The following is a 17,300-nucleotide window of genomic DNA, read 5'->3' as shown; positions in this document are numbered from 1 at the left end:
GCAGCAAACCTAAGCAGTCCGCACTTCACGCTCCGTGTGTGACGCTAATGGGCCGTCCCGCAGGCGAGCCCTGGTTCCAATTGACTCCGGAATCACGGTCGGCACATATGTGGCCGGCATGCGGCTGGGCCGGGACCTCCCCACAAGCGCCTTCGTGGCCACGCCGTCGTAATCGGCAATGCGATGCTTGATCGCATCGGCGATCAGCTTGGCGGGGTCATGGGCTTTGTTCGACCACAGGTTGACGTAGACGGTCGTCCAGCCGCGCTGTTCGGCGGCGGGGATGAGGTCTTCCCGCACGAACGTAGACTTGCCCATGCGCCGTGCCGCGGCAAGAAATAGGCCCGAGCGTGCGTCCAACAGGCCCTCACCGGACAGGGCAGAGCAAAAGCTCGCCGCTAGCGCCGGGCGGCGGAATGTGTACCTTGCAGAGGAGGCGGAGGCTCTCATAAGTGCCCCATGATGCATTTATCCTAATTTATTTTTGCACGATAAATTATCGTTTACAAATAAATTAGGATAAATGCCGAAAAAGACACTCACAGAACTGCATTCAAACGCCAGTAGCGTTCGACGCAAGGGCCTAAGCGAAACGTTGTGATATCTGACGGCTGGGCCACTGCTCGAGGGGCGGCAAACTCTTTTGAACGAGTGGGGAATGGTGCGGCAAGTTGCTGCACAGTTGTGCTCGGCATCGCGCGCGCGGCATCGACTCATTGCAATCGACTCCACTGCCAGCCGCTGAAAACCTCGTGCTTCCCGAAATTGGTACTAGATAGCTATCAGATACGAAAACTGCCACAACAGTCGCGCGCAAGACGCCCCCGAGGAGGGCGCCAATGGCCGCCGACCCAGTAGGGCAAGGCGGCCCTTCTCTATATCAATACGGTTTGGGTCCATGTTCCCACACGCTCTCGCTGGCGCGCGCGCTGCTGGCCTCGCCTTGTTGACCGCAGCGCTGCTTGCCGCTTGCGGTTCCGACGACAGTCCCCAAATGCCGACCGCCACGCCTGATGATCGACACCGGCAGCGCCGCGCAGGTGGCCGGCGGCACGCTGACGCTCAAGGCGACGCTGCTCGCGGCCGACGGTAGCGAGATCAAGGGCGCCAGCTTTGCCTGGAAGTCCTCCGACCCGACCATCGTCACCGTCGTGTCCGCCTCCGACAAGGCGCCGGCCACCACAGCATCGATCATGGCACCGGTCGGCACCTACGCCACCGTCCAGACCCTGGCTGCGGGCGCGGCCGACATCACGGCCACCGCGACGCTGGCCGACGGCAGACGGATCACCAGCGTCACGCACCTGTTGGTGCAGGCCGCGCCCGCTAGGTCGTACACCCTCGTACTGACGCCGGCGACCGTGGTCGTGGCGGCCGGCGGCGCCGCACAGATCGTGACCGTGGCCGTGCGGCGCTCGGATGGTGTCGAAGGGGCAGGGGATCTGACCAACTGGTCGTGGACGTGCGACGACGCGAGCTTCGTGGCGACGCCGGCCGCCGACTGCCATAGCGCCCAGGTGACGAGCCCCGCCTCGGCCTATGTCGCCGGCGCGGCCGTGCTGACCGCCTGCGCCGACGCTCCGGCGGCTGACCGCCTGTGCGCCAATGCCGCACTGTCGCGCAATGCTTCGCTGCCGCCGACTTATACCGTCGGGGGCACGGTCTCGGGCCTGGCCTCGGGCAAGAGCCTGCAACTGGCCGACACCAACGGCGACACACAGGTGGTCAATGCCAATGGCGGATTCACCATGCCCACGCCGCAGCAGGGCGCCACGCCTTATGCGGTAACCGTGGCGGCCTAGCCGGCCGCAGCGACGGTGAACAGCTTCCCGACGACGGCACACGGCACTTACGCCGGTGGACATTGCGATCACCCCGTCGGGAAATTTTGCGTATGTGTTGAGGACCTGGAGCAATTCCATCGTGGGCTACCGCTTGGACCCAGCGTCATCAGACGGGCTGCCGGTGGCGGCACTTGCACCGACGACGGTCGGTTTCAACGGGCAACGTCTGAGCATTGAGCCCAATGGCCGCTATCTCTATACCCCGTCGTTGTCCGGCTCCCTCTACGGTTTCGCAATCGACGGTTCAACCGGCAGCCTGACCCCGGTTCCTGGAAGCCCGTTTGCCACGGGCAACGTCAATACTGCTGTCGCGATTGTTGAGCCAAAACCGTGAGGCGATGGCGGGCCGGCCGGCCCGCCGCCCTTACAAGGTCACTCACCCTTAGGCGCACGGCGTATTCCTCATCAGGGTCGAGAAAGTTCAAAGATAGGTGAACCGCCGGTTCAAAGTTGAATGAGCGGGAACGCGCTCCACCGTGGCCGGACAAGGGCAGCTGGTTCAACGTTGAGTGACGCTCCACATCTGCCGCTACCTCTTGCCGCTGTCGACCTGCCTCGCCGTGCCAACTTCATCACTGCAAGGAGGGTGCAATGTGCCGATAAGTCACAAGATGGCCATCGGCCATGCGTCGTCTTCACTAACCATTGGGAAATACTGCAGGCCTCTCACCGTCTACTACCCATTTGTGGGATGTTTGGGATTTGTGAAAATGTGATACTCCCGAGACCCAAGCTCGGCAGCAATAGCTGAGCCGGAACCCAAAATCATCTCAGGAATACGTGCTTTGAAAAGCATAATCAAGGTCGCAACAGTGGTATTCGTCACCCTTGCGGCGCAGGCTCATGCCGACGAATCTACGATGGAGAAGGTCGCTCGCACGAAGGCCGTCACGATTGGCTTTGCGAAGTCTAGCGCGCCACTGTCCTATGTTGACGACAAAGGGAATGCCGCTGGTTACATGGTTGCCCTTTGCAAGCGGCTTGCGCAGGCATTGCAGAGCAAGCTGGAACTCAAGAAGCTCGCGGTCAAAACGGTTCTCCAGACTCGCGGCCCGGGCCTGGTAGATGGCGAGACGGATCTCTATTGCGGTGCAATGGTCCAGTCGGCAGCGGCCCGCAAGGCGCTTGCATTTTCGTATGTTACTTACGTTTCTGAGACCCGTTTCGTCACGCCCAGAGACTTAGGGGTGAGATTCGCTGTAGACCTGAATGGGAAAACCGTTGCGGTCGCAGGCAAGGACGACGCAAGACTTATCGAACGTTTTAACAAGGTCTATTCGGTGAACCTCCAGTCGTCTTCCTCCGAAACACTGCCGGACGCGTTCCAGAAGCTTGCCGAGGGCCAAGCCGTGGGCATCGTGGCCGACGACTATTCACTGGCCAATCTGATTGCGCGATCTTCACAGCCGGACGGCTACGCGTACACCGGTGAAGCCATATTCCGCACGCCGATAGCGATTGCCATGCGCCAAGACGGCGAACTCGAAGCTTTCGTGAACCAGACGCTAGGCCAGATGATGGCTTCCGGTGAGATTGCTCAGATCTACTCGCGATGGTTCGAGAGCAAGATCCCGTCCGTTAAGGCGTCCATCAACTTGCCCGCAAGCGACGCCACGAAGGCGGCTTGGGCGCGACCCAATGACGACGGGCCAGCAGCGTACCGCGCGAGCCTGACGGACGACCCGTTTAAGGTGCAAGCGCCGCCATCCGTGGCGCAGCAACAGACCTACACAACGCCAGCGCCCCCTGACGACGAGCCAGCCGAGAATTCCAGTGGGAAAGGCAATGGACTGCTGGGAATGCTCGGCGCCGTGGCCAAAGGAATGGCGGGTGCGGGTACTAAGAACTCTGCAAACCTGGCGATGGTTGGGAATGCGCTGCAAGGCAATTCGTCAAGCGCGATCCAGGGCTCGGGATCCGCCGTACCATCCAACCGCTCCACCGGGCAGGTCGCCGCTCGGAACCCAGCCGCTGCTACTCCGCAAGCGGGCTACGGCGGCCCTGCGGGCACGTCCAATGCCAACTTATCGACCAACGGCCTCACTTCGGTCGCCCCCGCCGACGGGCGAGGGGGCTCCGGAGGATCCGCCGCCAGTAAGGCGCCTGAGCATTGGGTCTCCGTGGCCAGTAGCAGTGATTGTGTCCGTTTCGACACGACCAGCAACAAGACTTTCATGTTCCTCGTGAACTCATGTGGGTACAGGGTTGCCGTCAGCTTCTGCTTTACGGGGGCGGGGGTGCAATCCAGCGATTGCGCGAAGAACGATATCGGTCTTGAATATGTTGGCCCGCATGGGCGTAGCACGATCGCTGGGCCGATGATGGCGGTTAAAGGCACATATAGGGAACACTGGATCGCGTGCAAGGATCCCGCTGGAGCGAAAGCAACTGGCAATGCCGGAGGTCTTTCCGGCGAATGCCGGAGATGGCAATAGCGTGAAACCGGTTTAAACAGATCAAGACCCGTCCCCCGAGGGGCCGGGTGACTAGCGGGCTGCCGCTTCCTTGTTCGCACTCTCGTCGTGTGGGAGCTACCCTCATTGCGCCTATTCCTGTGTCGCGCACATATAGCCATGAAGAGGGTCGGCGTGGGCCTGCAGGAATGCCTCGATCGCGCGCGCCTTGCCGATTCCGATTCCAGCGACCGTGCGGCTCCAGCCGGCACAGGCTGTTGATGCGATCGACCAGCTCGCCGACGGTGGCCACCCCCGCCGACTCGAGCCGGCCGGCCAGCGTGTCGGCTAGCCAGGCGCGGCAGCCATCCTCGATCAGGACCGGCTGTGCGCACTTCGCTTCCAACCAATCCACGGCTTCCAGCCGCTGGCGCATCAACTTGGCCCGCTTTGTTTCGCGTTCCAGCGCCTTGCCGAAGCGAGCGCGGTAGGTGTCCAGCTGCTCGGCCTGGCTGAAGCCGTCCAGCCCCGCGCTGGCGGCGAGTCTTCCAACGAGGGCAGGCCCTCGCCCGGGCGCGCGATTTGGCGGAAATCCACCCGCACCAGCCGGGCCATGCCGTAACGCTCGGCGCGGCTAGCGGCGGCGGCCAGCTCCGTGCGCAGCCAGGCCGTCACGCGGCGGACTTTCGAGTGGCCGGCGAAGGCGCGTGCGGTGGCCTCGCTGTCGGTCGCCGCCTGGGCGCTACTGGCTTCCCCCTCAGGCTCGATGACGTCCGCGACCTCCCAGGCGGCCGCTAACCGCGCAGTCTGGGAAGATGTCGAGCAGCGTTGCGCATTGCGCCGCCAACTCGCTGGACAATCGGCTTCGGAAGCCTTGTCGATTGAGCTCGGTCTGCGAGTCGTGTTTCGGCCAATCAGTCGGGGTGACGTGGCGGACGCCGACAAATGGATCGTGGGCGGTTTCATTCCTGGGTGGTCGTGGGAACGCGAACTCACGCGAGCACGGCGTCGGCCTCGCCGCGTGGAAGCTGCGGTGCATGCCGAAGTGCCGGGTGCGGCACCTAGCCTGTGTGCCTTGATCCTGGACCGCATCAGCAACGGGCATGTGGTTGCCTCCATACATCTACTAAGCCGCGCGCCAGATCCTAATCCACTCAAGGGCCACGTGGCCAAAGTGGCGATTCGTTATCTGGAATTTTGCGCCGCCGCGTTCGGGTGCACCGTCGCGTCACTGCAGCGCCCGATACCGGAACTGGTGGCCTACTACAAAGAACTTGGATTCCACCGCGAAGTCAAGAAAAAGGTAAAATTGAGAGACTTGAACGGGACCTGCGAGACGAACTGTCTGCAGCAGCCGAGGGAGCCAGACCATGAAAGCAAACATCACCCGCCGCGTTCGCAAGAACGGGCAGTTTGAGTCGCCGGAAGCAATTCGTGCGCGATTGGCGGCGTTCGCCCTGGTCACGCGCACCGCGGCGGCTCGACGCAGCAAGATTGAAGAGCCGACGGTGCACGGGTCTGTGCTGGTCGGCCGGCGTATTCGCGGCGCTAGCTAAGTTCAAACCAGTTTGTCAGAAGCCTCCTTCGGGAGGCTTTTTTGTTGGCATGCGCAAGCAGCCGTGCGAAGGGGCAGTGGAAAAGGGAGTGAACCGTCGGCATGACTGGCAACATCACATTCACGGCTAGCCAATTGGAAGCGATCGCGCGGGCCTTGGGCGACACCGGAGAGGGTCTCACGGGCTCGGAGATCGCGTATCTATTGGTCAAAGCCCACATCACGGACAGCGATCCGGTGATGACGAAGTGGAAGCGCTTGTTCAATGCGTTCGCACACTGTCAGAACCAGCTCGGCCATCGGCGCAACTACTGGCTTTCATACGGTTCGCGATGAAGCCTGAGCGTTTTGCACATGAAGCCCATCGGTTTGAACCTTTGCGGGCGAATCTAAACCGCGCCTTGGCATTTGCCGCTCTCCAGGTAGAGCCCACGGGTGCGCTCACCGAGAGCGATGGTGTTTCTACACTGGCCGATGCAAAACGCAGGGCGGACTCGCTTCGAACGGATCTGGCTGCCCGCGGCCTGCACGAGGATGTCCTGTCGTTTTGTCGAGCAGAGCTTGTCGCGGACAACTATTTTCAGGCCGTACTGGAGGCAACGAAGAGTATCGGGGCCAAGATTCGCGACAAAACGGGACTGGTGGACGACGGTGCGTTACTTGTCGACCGTGGGCTCACGGGGAATCCTCCGATGCTAGCCATCAATGAGTTGGCCGACGAAAGCCAATGGAGCGAGCAGCGCGGGTTCGCGACCCTGGTGAAGGGCGTATTCGGGATGTTCCGCAATCCAACCGCGCACACACCCAAGATCCTCTGGGACATGACGCAACGAGACGCAGAGGACCTGCTCACGCTGGTATCGCTAATTCATCGTCGCCTAGATGACGCAAGCATGCCGCCGAGGATCTGACCTGGGTGGTAATGGTCCATGTAGGCAGGTGTTTTCAAGTGAGGAGATATGCAGCAAGATATGCCGGAAATTACTGCAACGTTCGACAACAGCGAGGTCTTGAGCCCGTCCTTTGAGTTGTCGCACGGGGTCGATCATGGCGCGCCGTATCGCGATCTGTATCTCCAGACCTATCAGCGTGGAGCTGGTGACCCAAACGTATGTGTAGCGCAACCGAGGGAGCAGTGGCACCGCCTTGCACGGGTGTATCCAGATCGGATTCTTACCTATCCGGTCTTCACCAACCCTCACGCCCAGCGATATCTAAGCCCGAAGCATGGCCGGCTCACTTCCGTAATCTTTCACCGCGAGGAAGATAAGCCGTTACCCGAGACGGCCGACGCTGCAGTTTCGGAAATTGATCTGGCGCTTCCATGGAAATGCTTCTCCGAATGTACCTATGGCCTTGGCCTCAGCCCAGATCTTGACGAGGTGTGGCGCGGCCTATCGGGGATTCCCGCGATCACCTCCATCGGTATCACCAACGCCGGCATGTCGACGATTACAGAAAGCATCGCCTGGATAACGGTGAGCGATCTCAATCGATTCCGGCGCAGTTTTGAACGTTTCAAGCGGCTAGCCCGCGAACTCAAGATATCGGCGAGGCGGCCGTCAATGCGAGGTAACTCCATTTCCTGCCTCCACCATGCGTTACATACCGATCCGAGACCAGCACCTCGCTATCCTAGCCAGCGACCGCGATGCCTGGCCGGCACGGGTGGAAGGAAGATTTGACGTCGAAGGTCTCATTCGGGCATGCGTTCCGGATGCCGCCACTTGCGATCCAAGCGTTGTGGCCGACGCGATCCGGGAGTGGTTCGATAGTTTCAATGACGGCATTCCGACATGACGGCTGGCATCGCAAGATCGATAAAAAGGCCCGCACCGGGGGCTACCACACTTGGCCCGCCGCCGCGACCGAGACCGCCTGACTGCCGCCAGCGTCGCCAACCGGCCACAAAGCGACGTTCGGCCGGGTCTCTCGATGTACCCCGAGCGTGCGTCTTCGAGTCCTCGCTTAGGCGACCTTGATTGATCGCTTCCTGCCGCCCCCCCGGAGCAATGCGTGTTCTGCCCCTAGAGCAATCTGATCAGCGAAGGCTTCACTCCCCACAGCACGCGCCAGCGTGACGGCACCGACAAGCGAGGCGAGTGCTGCACAAGCCGCTCCAATGTCCCGCGGTGCACCCGGTGAGCTGGGACCATCGACGATCGCCTGTGCAACGTCACGCAAAGCCGTCTCAAACGATGCACGAGAGGATTCATCCGATCGCGCCAATTCAGTCGGCATGGTCTGCAGCGTGCAACTCTCCGTCAAATCGCACTTACGCTTGGCGCTCAGATAGAAGCGCACGAACTCTGTCCACCAAGTGCGTCCATGCCGCGCTTGGAAGTACTGCACGCCGCCACGCAATTCAGCCATGCCCAGTGCCACCGATTCCCGGAATGCTTCCGCTTTGGAGTCGAAGTGGGCATAGAACGCTCCCGACGTCACGCCTGCTTCCTTCGCCAAGCCGTCTACCCCGACCCCGGCGAATCCACCCTTTCGGAACACGCGCCCTGCCGCCTCCAGGATGCGCTGCCGCGTTTGCACCTTTTGCTCGGATCTTGACACCATGAGGCCCTCCTTCAACTTGAGAAGCTGACGATTGTAGTTGCTCAAAACACGATCGTTATTTATTATAAGATAACGATCGTTACTTGAAATAGCCCTGCTGCAGGCAGCGCGCGAGTTCGACGCCCATTCCTTCACCTGGAGTAGCCCATGCCGCTAACGCTCACCCTCACCGAGGGCGTTCTTCCCAAAGGCCAAGAAAGAGTCGCGTTCCGCCGCCTGTCCGATGCCATGCTCAAGTGGCACGGACTATCGGGAAATGAGTCGATGACGCCCAACATCGTAGGTTCGATCCACATATTGCCGAAAGAACATACGTACTCCGGATCGAAGGAGGCCTCCGTGGCCTTCGTCGAATGGAAGGTTCCGTCCTTTGCATTTGCCGACCGCGAGGTTCAAGTCGGGTACATCGACGAAGCCACGCGCATCATCCATGAGCTGTCAGGTGCGCAGCATCCGAAGGAACGCATTTGGGTCAATGTGGTGCACGCTGTCGATGGGACCTGGGGCATTGCTGGGATGGCCCTTACCAATGCGCAGCTTGGCGAAGGTGCTGCTGCGACCTGACATAGCCGGGATAGCAAGGCGATCTCTCGGAGCGAGGACGACAGTGTCGCAGCCTGGCTCCTTCTAGGTACACCATCATGCAACTATCGAACTATCTATTCTTCACCACGACCTGTGATCAAGCACTGGCCTTCTATACGCGATGCGGTCTCGGCCGTGTCGTCGAGGTGCTGCGCTACGGTGTTGATGGCATGCCTGCAAAGAACGAGGCCATGCGCGGACGAGTCATGCACGCCAAATTCGAGGGGCCAGGCCTGATCTTCTATGCCTCAGACAACGATGACGCTGAGCCCATGCGGGGCTCAGCGCACTTACTGGCGATGGACGATCGACATTCCACGAACAAGCTCTTTCAAGCCTTGGCTGCTGGCGGGACAATCACAACTCCCTTGGGCATACAGCCTTGGGGGGACTACTACGGCAAGTTGACCGATCGTTTCGGCGTTCAGTGGATGCTGAACTGCACGGAGTGAGATTGTTCGCGCGCCCTGTCCAAGGCTGCTGTTGAGTACCAATTTCTTGGTTAATGTCTCCTTCGGAGCAGGTCGAAGGTCCGCAGTGGGTCGGTAAGAGTCGGTGGGCAGCCGGGTGGTAGGGCACGATAACGAGCACTTCGCAGAGGGGGCAGCGTCGAGGTTTTACTCGGGGGCGTCTCCGAAGACCCGGATGGCCAGGTCGTGCTCGAATTTGGTCGACCAAGAATCACGAGACCCTGCTGCATAGTGCATCAGAGTGCCTGTCTCTGGTCTCAGTACGCTGACCAGGCGAACCTGTTTCTCAGCCATGTCCCAGACGCTGAAGTCCGCCGCGATGAATCCGTATCGACGGCAAGCGCTGGTAAAGGCATCGCGCTCCGCGGTAGGAAACGCCTCAAGGGTTGCCATGACAAATCCTCCAATCGACTAGCCAGCCAGCTTGCGGATGGCCGTACCAATTTGTTGCACCTTTCTAGTATCGGCGTACTCCGCCCACGGATCCACGTARCCGGCGGCGTCCACGCGCTGCAGGGCGGTCTGGATCGTCCAATGATCGCCCGCTGTCAGTTCCTCCAGTTCCTTCCAGGATGCCGGCATCGAAACCCCGAGACCTGGCCGTGCGCGGGCTGAGAATGCGGACACCGTCGTCGCACCTTGGCCGTTGCGCAGGTAGTCGATGTAGATCTTACCCACGCGATTGCGCGACCCGCTCTTAGAAACGAAGCGCTGCGGAATGGTCTGGGCGATATGAAGAACGACATCTTGTGAGAACTTCTTCACCGTGGTCCACGGCAGTTTGGGCGCGATGGGAACAACGACATGCAGGCCTTTGCCACCACTGGTCTTGAGAAAGCTCACCAGTCCAAGCTCATCCAGCAACGTCTTCGTCAGCACGGCGGCGTCAAGCATGTGCCGCCATGGCACGTCATCGCCGAGGTCCAGATCGAAGATGATCCGATCTGGCTTGTCGATGGTCCTCTTGGTGGCATTCCAAGTGTGAAACTCAATCACATTCAGCTGCGCAGCGGCAACGATGGCCGTCTCGCTGGCGATCTCAAGGAGCGGCGGATGTCCCGCCCATAGGCTGGCATCGAGGACGTTGATCCCACGGATCTTGATGGTCTCGGCGTGCTTCTGAAAGAACAGCTCGCCGTCGATGCCCGTTGGCCCGCGCACCAAGGACACAGGGCGCCCGCGGAGATGAGGCAGCAGGTGCGGCGCGATGGCTTCGTAGAATCCGACCAGGTCGCCTTTCGTCAGCCCGGTCGCTGGATCAATCACGCGCTCCGCGTTGGATACCTTGACCGAGCGCGCTGGCCGAGGCCGGGGCTGTTCCACATCGACTGGCCGCTCCCTTGTCACGGTGCCCGCGGCCTTGTCAGCACGCAAGGCATGGAAGACGGGATGCCGGATTCGGCCTTCTTTGGTCCACTCGGCGAACGAGATCTCGGCCACCAGCTTCGGCTTGACCCATCGGGCGACTACGCGCGGTGGTAGCTTTCCAAACGGGCAGACTGGCACTTCCAGTCCGGTCAACATCGCGAGCAACTTGGTCAGCATGCGCGAATCCAGACCGCTGCCAACGCTGCCCGCGTAGTGCAGTTTCCCGGTTTCATCGTGCACGCCAAGCAGGAGCGCGCCGAGGCCTTGTCGGCTACCCTTCGGGGCTGTGAATCCGCAGATGACGAATTCTTGCCGCTGTTTGCATCTGAGCTTGATCCAGCTGGGCGCTCGGGCGGAGACATAGGGCGCGTCGACGCGCTTGCCAATCAGACCTTCCAGGCCCATCTGGCACGCTGCGGCAAGAAGGTCGTCAGGCGTGCCCTCAAAGGCCTCGCTGTACCTGACTCGTGTCGCTGCTGGCACGGCTATCACCGCCTTGAGCAGCGCCCCGCGCTCGGCCAACGGAACCTGTCGTAGGTCGTGGCCTTGGAAGAAGGGGAGGTCAAAGACGAAGTACTGGATGTCCTCCACCTTCGATCTATCAACGGCATTCTGCAGCGCCTGGAAGTCCGTGGTGCCCTTGTCGCTGAGTATCACGATCTCCCCATCCAACCAGGCGGAGCCGAGGCCAAGAGCGCGTATCTCCGCCGCAAGCGATTTGAGGCGCGATGTCCAGTCATGGCCATTTCTTGTGAAGAGACGGACGTCATCGGCGTCGACCCTTGCCAACAACCGATAGCCGTCGAACTTGATCTCATAGGCCCATTGTTCGGCGTTGCGCGGCACCGTTGAAGCGAGCGTCGCCAGCTGCGGGGCCAACGCAAGCGGAAGGGGGGCAGGGCATGCCGTAGCGGGTAGTACCTGTCGGCCCTGTCCTTGCCGCGAGCGACGCTGCTTTGGCACGGCAATCTTTGCGTTGCCGCCGGCAGCCGATTTGCTGTTGCCCTGGGCCAATACGCTGTCCGGCAGGGCTTCGGTGACGTCGTACTCTGCGGCAGAGCGCGCAAACGCATCCCGCTCCTTGATCAAGAGCCACGGATCCTGACGCTCGTCGCCGCGGCCGTGCATCCTGACCAAGGTCCAATGGCCATGTAGCTTCTCACCTTGCAACTCGAACTTCAGCTTGCCGCTCCGGTAGCCAGCCACCGGATCACCGACCGGCATCCACGTCCCTCGATCCCAAACGATGACAGTGCCGGCCCCGTATGCCTTGGGCGGGATCACGCCTTCGAAGCTCGCATAATCCAGCGGGTGATCCTCGACGTGCACGGCCATTCGCTTCTCTGCGGGATCCAGGCTGGGTCCCTTGGGGACCGCCCAACTCTTGAGGGTACCCTCCAGTTCGAGACGAAAGTCGTAGTGGAGCCGGCGAGCCGCATGCTTCTGCATGACAAAGCTCAGCGCGCCGCTGGCGGCGCCCGCGGCGGACACCTGGCCGCTCGGCTCCGTCGTCGCGGCGAAATCACGCTTCTGACGGTATCGCTCCAGGGTCCGCGCGTTGGAAGAGGCCGACTTAGTCATGGACTGAGTTCACAGACCGGGCGGCGCGGGCATTACCCTCTCACGCCGCGGGAATCGTCCCCGTAGCTGTTGCGCATGCGGATCTGCCCATCTCGCCCATGGACCAGCAACTCCACCTTGTCCTGCTTTGCCTCCGCCGTGCCGGCCGCGATGGCGTCCTCTAGGTCGTCATGCGCAGAAGAGGGCTCGTGGGCGCCCCCGCGCAGGACATGCCATTGATCGCCGTGTGGAACGACGTGCACATTCTTGTTCGCCATGATCGTCTCCGTTTCCTCGTCTTCTGTAATCGCAGTATTTCCCCGTCCCATGGAAGCGGCAATAGGCCGCTGTCCGACACGTGGTATGGCACTGGTCGCCATGCAGGTCCGACAGAAATTACATGCACATGTTTTTCCAGGAAGTGCTCGCCTATCCGCAAAGTGACAGTGGAACACCGCCGATTCGGCGGGCACGATCTAAGCTAGATCGATGTACTCCCGACCTGCAAGGAGATCGCCATGGCTGCCCGTTCCATTGCTTCCCTCTCTCTCAGCTTCGGCCTTGTGTCGATCCCCGTGAAGATCTTCAGTGCCACGGAAAGCAACTCGGGGGTCGGCTTCAATCTGCTGCACAAGGGATGCGGTTCCAGGCTCAAGCAGCAGTATGTGTGCATCCGCGAAGATGTGGTGGTTGAGCGGTCCGAGATGGTCAAAGGCTATGAGTTCGAAGCTGACCACTACGCTGTGTTTGAGCCGGACGAACTGAAGGCGCTAGAAGACGAGGCGAAGCACACGATCGATATCGTGTCGTTCATGCCGGCCGGAGCCGTCGACCCCATCTATTTCGACAAAGCCTACTACCTGGGGCCGGACAAGCGCGGTGGTAAGCCATACAACTTGCTGGCCGAAGCCATGCGAAAGACGGGGACCTGCGCGCTCGCGCGGTGGGTCTGGAAAGGCAAGCAGTACATGGTGCAGGTGCGGGCGGTCGACGAGGGCTTGGTGCTCCAGCAACTGCTCTACGCTGCCGAGGTCCGATCGATGCTGGATCTGCACGTGGAGAAAGCCGAGATTCAGCCAGCCGAGCTGGCTTTGGCTAAACAGCTGATCGAACAGAACTCGGTGGACGGGTACGACCCCACGGCCTACAAGGATGAGGAGAAAGACCGCATCTTGGCAGCGATCGACAAGAAGATCGCGGGCAAAAAGATCACCGTGAGCGAAGAGCGGCGGGAACCACGGGAGGGCGCCGAAGTGATCGACCTGATGGAGGCCCTGCGCGCAAGCATGGCCCGGGGGAAACAGGGCGGAACGAAGGCACCGGCCTCTGCGGCTGCAGCGGAGGGCAAGAGAAAGAAGACTGGGAAGCGTGCCACTGCGGCGCCGGCGCCGGCTCCCGCCAAGCGAGCTGCAGCGGCAAAAAAGTGACGGACCAATGCCGACGTACACCCTGAAGGACGCCGAAACGATGCTGGGCATCCCGCGCTCGGTGGCCACTAGGTTGGTCTCCGAGGGAATCATCACGCCCACACGCGGGCCGCGCCGCCAATTTCTGTTCACGTTTCAGGACATGGTGCTTCTCCGGACAGCCAATTCACTGCATGGCGCCAAGATCCCAACGCGGCTGATTATCCGCGCGCTGGCGAGGGTGAAGGCCTCTCGTGGCACTGGCCAGCCGCTGAGCGGTGTGCGGATTCGTGCGATGGGCAACGAGGTGGCGACAAGAGGCGAGGGTAGGGGATGGCAGGCCGTGTCGGGTCAGATGTTGATGGACTTTGAGCCTGGAGAGTCGGGCGCGGCAGTCGTGGAGTCTCTGCACGATGCGCGGGCGCCGGCAGCCGAGGCACCAGATTGGTTTCTCGTCGGCGCCGAACTGGAAACGGAGAAGCCGATCGAAGCCGAGGCCGCATACCGTCGCGCGCTGGAGGCCGAACCGACATTTCTTGATCCCTACCTCAACCTGGGCTGCATGCTGTGCGACACCGGCCGGTTTGGCGACGCAGTGGAACTGTATCGTTTCGGAGTCTCATATCTGCCGGACGAACCGCTGCTACACTTCAATCTTGGTGTCGCCCTGGAGGAAATGAGCCGAACAGGGGAGGCGCTCTCAAGCTACGAGCGATGCATCACGCTTGCACCGGACTTTGCCGACGCTCACTTCAACGCAGCCAGAATTTACGAAACGCTTGGCAACGGGATGTGGGCGATCCGGCATTTCAATGCCTATCGCCGGCTGCAGACTTAGCGAGTGCGCGGGTCAGTTGCGGCGAGCAGAGGCTGGCATGCGCTGCAGCGAAGTGGACATTGCATCATTCTCCCGTGCCTGCTGCACGAGCGCAGACGCTGCGCAAGCGCCCTCTAACGCATTTAGCCTACATCGCTGGCCCAAGTCGCGTGTAATTTTTGCGAATCCAATCAAGGTGCCGGCGTCATCATGAATCGCCGTAATGACAACATTCGCCAGAATCGGCTCCCGTCCTTGCGCACGTGCCACCCTTCGTCTTCCGCATGTCCCCGCGACGCGGCAGTCTCTACCACTTAGGCACATCGATGCCGTTCGGTCCTGGAGGGGGCCCTTCCAATTGTGGAGGGCAGCATCCCTCACGACGTCACTCGGCGCCCGGGAGGGACGCGCTCATCCCCTCTCAAACTCTGCATCCCGCTTCAGAAACGGTAATCGAGCTTTGCGCTTGCCGCTTGTGCGGATGCATGGCCGGTATTGATTAGCGCGTCGAACGCGAAGGAAACCGTCAGGGCTCTGGACGGATGGAGGCTGACGCTTGCGCCGGTGGTGAGAAACGAGCGCGGCAGACCCGTGCCAGGGGCTACGAACACCGTGCCGTCCAAGGCGGACACCGTGACAGCACGGCCGCCCGCCAGCATCTCATGCGCGTACCCCAGTCGCAGCTTTACGTTGAGCGGCTTTGCCGTGTCTCCAAACGCCTTGTCCAGCGTGATCGCTGCAAAGGGTTGCAGGCTGCGGGCGTTGTCCGTTCCCACGGATAGGTTCTGCCCGTTTGCTCCACCTTCGCTGAACGTGTTGCCGTGGAAATACGCATAGCGCAATCCCACATTCGGCGTCAACACGATGCCGCCCACCGTAAGCGGCAGGCTAGCCTGCGCCGCAGTGGTGAACTCCTGACCGATATGATCGCCTTCCGCGGTGCCGACCGAACCGAACGGCCGCTTCTGAGACAGGAAGTCGAGCCCGTATCCGACGGTCGCAGCCAAGCCGACCGGACCGTACCACCCGTTGCCGTACAGCGCGAGTCTAAGCGTGTCCGTCATGCCCGAGCTGCCGGTGCGATCCTCGCCTAAATTGGTGTGCATGTAGCCAGCGGCGGCACCGAGCGTGGATTCGCCCATCGGATGATCGATGCCCGCAAGAAACCCGTATTGGTGCGACTGGAAGCCCGGCTGACTATTTGTGCCGCCGACTTTCGTGCGCGAGCCCATTGCGGTAATCCAGCTATCAGACGAAGCAGGACCTTTCACGGGGCTGCTGCTCAGCCGTTCCAGTAGTGTCGCATTGACCGCTTGCGCGCGGATCAATGCGGTTGTGCCGAGCGCAGTGTAGATACTGGTGCCGAGCGGCGCGATGACGACCGGCGCATCGGGCGTGGCTGCGGCATCGAGTATCAGCTTGACATCATTGGTGCCATAGCTGACGGATTGCCTCAGCGTGCCAAGGTTGGCTCCGACCGCTGCCGTACTGCCGACGCCGGTAAAGCGGCCGCTCACGCCGTTGGCTGCGGTGAGCAGGGTGTACTGCCGCGCAGTGTAGGTGCCCGGATCGTAGACAACCGCGAGCGTGCCGTTCAGGGCGGCGCTGCCGCCTACCCTGAGCTGCGAGCTCTCGGTCGGGCTCACCTCGATCGTCAGCGTGGCATTGCTGGCCTGCGTGTAATTGCCACCGACCGTCAGCGTGCCGATCGAGCCGCCCGGCATCACAATGCCGCCATTGATGACGTCGCCGGAGATGGTGCCATGGCCGCGCAAGGTGCCTTGTGAGCCGACCGTCACGCTGCCGCCAAGCATGGCGCCGGCGTCGTTCAGGTCGCCGACTTCCAGCAGGCCGCCGAGGACGGTTGTCGTGCCAGAAAAGCTAGTGCTGACACCATTCAGCGTCAGGCTGCCCGCGCCTTGCTTCACGAACGTGCCGGTCCCGACCAAGCTGCCGCCAAACGTCTGGGCGCCGCTGGTGTTCACCGTCAGGGTATTGGCGCCGAGCGCCAACCGGCTGCCTGCGACCCCGGACAGGTTACCGATCAACTGGTTGCCGCCTGCGGAGAGATCAAGCTGTGCGCCGGAGCCCGCCAGAGTCACGTTCGTCCCGGAGGCAAGGCTACCTGCGGCCGACAGAGCGAGCACGCCTGCATTGATCGTTGTGTTGCCCGTGTAGGTATTCGCGCTGCTAAGGCTCTGCGTGCCGCCGTTGAGCGTGAGGCCACCCGCACCGCCGATGCTCCCGCTGAACGCGCCAGCCGCGTTGGTCAGCGTCAGCGTGCGGCCGCCGAGGCTGACGGTACCTGTCCCCGAGAGGCTGGCGATCGATGCGCCGCTGGTGGTGCCTGAAATATCGAACGTTCCATTGTTCATGACGCCACCGGACGCCGCAATACTACCGGTACCGGTGAGCGCAAGGGTGCCCGYGTTGATGGTCGTGCCGCCGCTGTAGGTATTCGTGCCGCTGAGGGTCTGCGTGCCGCCGTTGAGCGTGAGGCCACCCGCACCGCCGATGCTCCCGCTGAACGCGCCAGCCGCGTTGGTCAGCGTCAGCGTGCGGCCGCCGAGGCTGACGGTACCTGTCCCCGAGAGGCTSGYGATCGATGCGCCGCTGGTGGTGCCTGAAATATCGAACGTTCCATTGTTCATGACGCCACCGGACGCCGCAATACTACCGGTACCGGTGAGCGCAAGGGTGCCCGCGTTGATGGTCGTGCCGCCGCTGTAGGTAT

At 61.6% G+C, this 17,300-nt stretch carries 18 protein-coding genes and 1 pseudogene; 11 read left to right on the top strand and 8 right to left on the bottom strand.

From position 1 onward, the window contains the following. Positions 1-9: 9 nt before the first annotated feature. Positions 10-318: a hypothetical protein gene (locus AC1DQR_RS33440; RefSeq protein WP_477134554.1), complete on the bottom strand. Its 309-nt coding sequence runs from the start codon at positions 316-318 to the stop codon at positions 10-12. A gap of 695 nt (positions 319-1,013) precedes the next feature. Here AC1DQR_RS33440 and AC1DQR_RS33435 point away from each other — a divergent pair. From AC1DQR_RS33435 to AC1DQR_RS33425, 3 genes are all read left to right on the top strand, one after another. Then, entirely contained in the window at positions 1,014-1,802 is a 789-nt protein-coding gene (locus tag AC1DQR_RS33435; RefSeq protein ID WP_416047016.1) for a hypothetical protein, read from the top strand. Between the two features lie 55 nt (positions 1,803-1,857). Continuing rightward, positions 1,858-2,178 (top strand): beta-propeller fold lactonase family protein, encoded by a 321-nt coding sequence (locus AC1DQR_RS33430; RefSeq protein ID WP_477134553.1) that lies wholly within the window; start codon positions 1,858-1,860, stop codon positions 2,176-2,178. A gap of 451 nt (positions 2,179-2,629) precedes the next feature. Further along, positions 2,630-4,279, top strand: coding sequence for a transporter substrate-binding domain-containing protein (locus tag AC1DQR_RS33425; protein ID WP_477134552.1), 1,650 nt, complete (start codon positions 2,630-2,632; stop codon positions 4,277-4,279). Between the two features lie 111 nt (positions 4,280-4,390). On the opposite strand, the gene AC1DQR_RS33420 is transcribed toward AC1DQR_RS33425, so the two are convergent. Continuing rightward, positions 4,391-4,525 carry a phage integrase family protein gene (locus tag AC1DQR_RS33420; RefSeq protein ID WP_416047262.1) on the bottom strand — a complete coding sequence of 45 codons (135 nt, stop codon included), beginning with the start codon at positions 4,523-4,525 and terminating at the stop codon, positions 4,391-4,393. A gap of 1,082 nt (positions 4,526-5,607) precedes the next feature. Between AC1DQR_RS33420 and AC1DQR_RS33415 the strand changes: the two genes are divergently transcribed. The 4 genes from AC1DQR_RS33415 (at position 5,608) to AC1DQR_RS33400 (ending at position 7,477) form a co-directional block, all read left to right on the top strand. Next, on the top strand, positions 5,608-5,793 hold the full coding sequence (locus AC1DQR_RS33415; RefSeq protein WP_416047013.1) for a hypothetical protein: 186 nt from the start codon (positions 5,608-5,610) through the stop codon (positions 5,791-5,793). A gap of 101 nt (positions 5,794-5,894) precedes the next feature. Next, positions 5,895-6,128, top strand: coding sequence for a hypothetical protein (locus tag AC1DQR_RS33410; RefSeq protein WP_416047012.1), 234 nt, complete (start codon positions 5,895-5,897; stop codon positions 6,126-6,128). Next, positions 6,125-6,703, top strand: coding sequence for a TIGR02391 family protein (locus AC1DQR_RS33405; RefSeq protein WP_477134551.1), 579 nt, complete (start codon positions 6,125-6,127; stop codon positions 6,701-6,703). Before AC1DQR_RS33410 ends, AC1DQR_RS33405 begins: the two co-directional genes overlap by 4 nt. 48 nt (positions 6,704-6,751) lie before the next feature. Beyond that, positions 6,752-7,477, top strand: coding sequence for a hypothetical protein (locus AC1DQR_RS33400; RefSeq protein WP_477134550.1), 726 nt, complete (start codon positions 6,752-6,754; stop codon positions 7,475-7,477). 283 nt (positions 7,478-7,760) lie between these two features. Here AC1DQR_RS33400 and AC1DQR_RS33395 read toward each other — a convergent pair whose 3' ends face one another. After that, a complete protein-coding gene (locus AC1DQR_RS33395) occupies positions 7,761-8,405 on the bottom strand; it encodes a TetR/AcrR family transcriptional regulator (RefSeq protein ID WP_477134549.1) in 645 nt (214 codons plus the stop codon). A gap of 102 nt (positions 8,406-8,507) precedes the next feature. On the opposite strand from AC1DQR_RS33395, the gene AC1DQR_RS33390 reads away from it, so the two are divergent. Beyond that, a complete protein-coding gene (locus AC1DQR_RS33390) occupies positions 8,508-8,924 on the top strand; it encodes a 4-oxalocrotonate tautomerase (RefSeq protein ID WP_416047009.1) in 417 nt (138 codons plus the stop codon). Between the two features lie 77 nt (positions 8,925-9,001). Then, positions 9,002-9,397, top strand: coding sequence for a VOC family protein (locus AC1DQR_RS33385; protein WP_416047008.1), 396 nt, complete (start codon positions 9,002-9,004; stop codon positions 9,395-9,397). 165 nt (positions 9,398-9,562) lie between these two features. On the opposite strand, the gene AC1DQR_RS33380 is transcribed toward AC1DQR_RS33385, so the two are convergent. The 3 genes from AC1DQR_RS33380 to AC1DQR_RS33370 are packed head-to-tail and all read right to left on the bottom strand — an operon-like array spanning position 9,563 to position 12,621. After that, on the bottom strand, positions 9,563-9,808 hold the full coding sequence (locus AC1DQR_RS33380; protein ID WP_416047007.1) for a hypothetical protein: 246 nt from the start codon (positions 9,806-9,808) through the stop codon (positions 9,563-9,565). A gap of 18 nt (positions 9,809-9,826) precedes the next feature. Then, the gene (ligD, locus tag AC1DQR_RS33375; protein ID WP_477134548.1) at positions 9,827-12,364 is read right to left on the bottom strand and encodes a DNA ligase D; all 2,538 of its coding nucleotides are present in this window, start codon (positions 12,362-12,364) and stop codon (positions 9,827-9,829) included. Positions 12,365-12,396: 32 nt separating this feature from the next. Next, entirely contained in the window at positions 12,397-12,621 is a 225-nt protein-coding gene (locus AC1DQR_RS33370) for a DUF2188 domain-containing protein (RefSeq protein WP_477134547.1), read from the bottom strand. Positions 12,622-12,861: 240 nt separating this feature from the next. Between AC1DQR_RS33370 and ku the strand changes: the two genes are divergently transcribed. Both ku and AC1DQR_RS33360 read left to right on the top strand, forming a co-directional pair. Beyond that, on the top strand, positions 12,862-13,770 hold the full coding sequence (gene ku, locus AC1DQR_RS33365; protein WP_477134546.1) for a non-homologous end joining protein Ku: 909 nt from the start codon (positions 12,862-12,864) through the stop codon (positions 13,768-13,770). Positions 13,771-13,777: 7 nt separating this feature from the next. Then, the gene (locus AC1DQR_RS33360; protein ID WP_477134545.1) at positions 13,778-14,587 is read left to right on the top strand and encodes a tetratricopeptide repeat protein; all 810 of its coding nucleotides are present in this window, start codon (positions 13,778-13,780) and stop codon (positions 14,585-14,587) included. A 63-nt stretch (positions 14,588-14,650) separates the two neighbouring features. On the opposite strand, the pseudogene AC1DQR_RS33355 reads toward AC1DQR_RS33360, so the two are convergent. Both AC1DQR_RS33355 and AC1DQR_RS33350 read right to left on the bottom strand, forming a co-directional pair. Then, positions 14,651-14,877, bottom strand: a pseudogene (locus AC1DQR_RS33355) (PAS domain S-box protein); the annotation flags it as partial. Between the two features lie 129 nt (positions 14,878-15,006). Beyond that, positions 15,007-17,300, bottom strand: a 2,294-nt coding sequence (locus tag AC1DQR_RS33350) for an autotransporter outer membrane beta-barrel domain-containing protein (RefSeq protein WP_477134544.1), incomplete at its 5' end; no start/stop codon positions are given.

This window comes from Cupriavidus sp. 05L411 (assembly GCF_056398045.1).
Note: the sequence above shows the minus strand (reverse complement) of the source record. Positions and strands in the feature narration are given on the sequence as shown.

Excerpts from the sequence above, each read along its gene's own strand:
- AC1DQR_RS33440 (WP_477134554.1), bottom strand. The coding sequence starts at position 318 with ATGGGCAAGTCTACGTTCGTGCGGGAAGACCTCATCCCCGCCGCCGAA.
- AC1DQR_RS33435 (WP_416047016.1), top strand. The coding sequence starts at position 1,014 with ATGATCGACACCGGCAGCGCCGCGCAGGTGGCCGGCGGCACGCTGACG.
- AC1DQR_RS33415 (WP_416047013.1), top strand. The coding sequence starts at position 5,608 with ATGAAAGCAAACATCACCCGCCGCGTTCGCAAGAACGGGCAGTTTGAG.
- AC1DQR_RS33410 (WP_416047012.1), top strand. The coding sequence starts at position 5,895 with ATGACTGGCAACATCACATTCACGGCTAGCCAATTGGAAGCGATCGCG.
- AC1DQR_RS33405 (WP_477134551.1), top strand. The coding sequence starts at position 6,125 with ATGAAGCCTGAGCGTTTTGCACATGAAGCCCATCGGTTTGAACCTTTG.
- AC1DQR_RS33400 (WP_477134550.1), top strand. The coding sequence starts at position 6,752 with ATGCAGCAAGATATGCCGGAAATTACTGCAACGTTCGACAACAGCGAG.
- AC1DQR_RS33390 (WP_416047009.1), top strand. The coding sequence starts at position 8,508 with ATGCCGCTAACGCTCACCCTCACCGAGGGCGTTCTTCCCAAAGGCCAA.
- AC1DQR_RS33385 (WP_416047008.1), top strand. The coding sequence starts at position 9,002 with ATGCAACTATCGAACTATCTATTCTTCACCACGACCTGTGATCAAGCA.
- AC1DQR_RS33380 (WP_416047007.1), bottom strand. The coding sequence starts at position 9,808 with ATGGCAACCCTTGAGGCGTTTCCTACCGCGGAGCGCGATGCCTTTACC.
- AC1DQR_RS33370 (WP_477134547.1), bottom strand. The coding sequence starts at position 12,621 with ATGGCGAACAAGAATGTGCACGTCGTTCCACACGGCGATCAATGGCAT.
- ku (WP_477134546.1), top strand. The coding sequence starts at position 12,862 with ATGGCTGCCCGTTCCATTGCTTCCCTCTCTCTCAGCTTCGGCCTTGTG.
- AC1DQR_RS33360 (WP_477134545.1), top strand. The coding sequence starts at position 13,778 with ATGCCGACGTACACCCTGAAGGACGCCGAAACGATGCTGGGCATCCCG.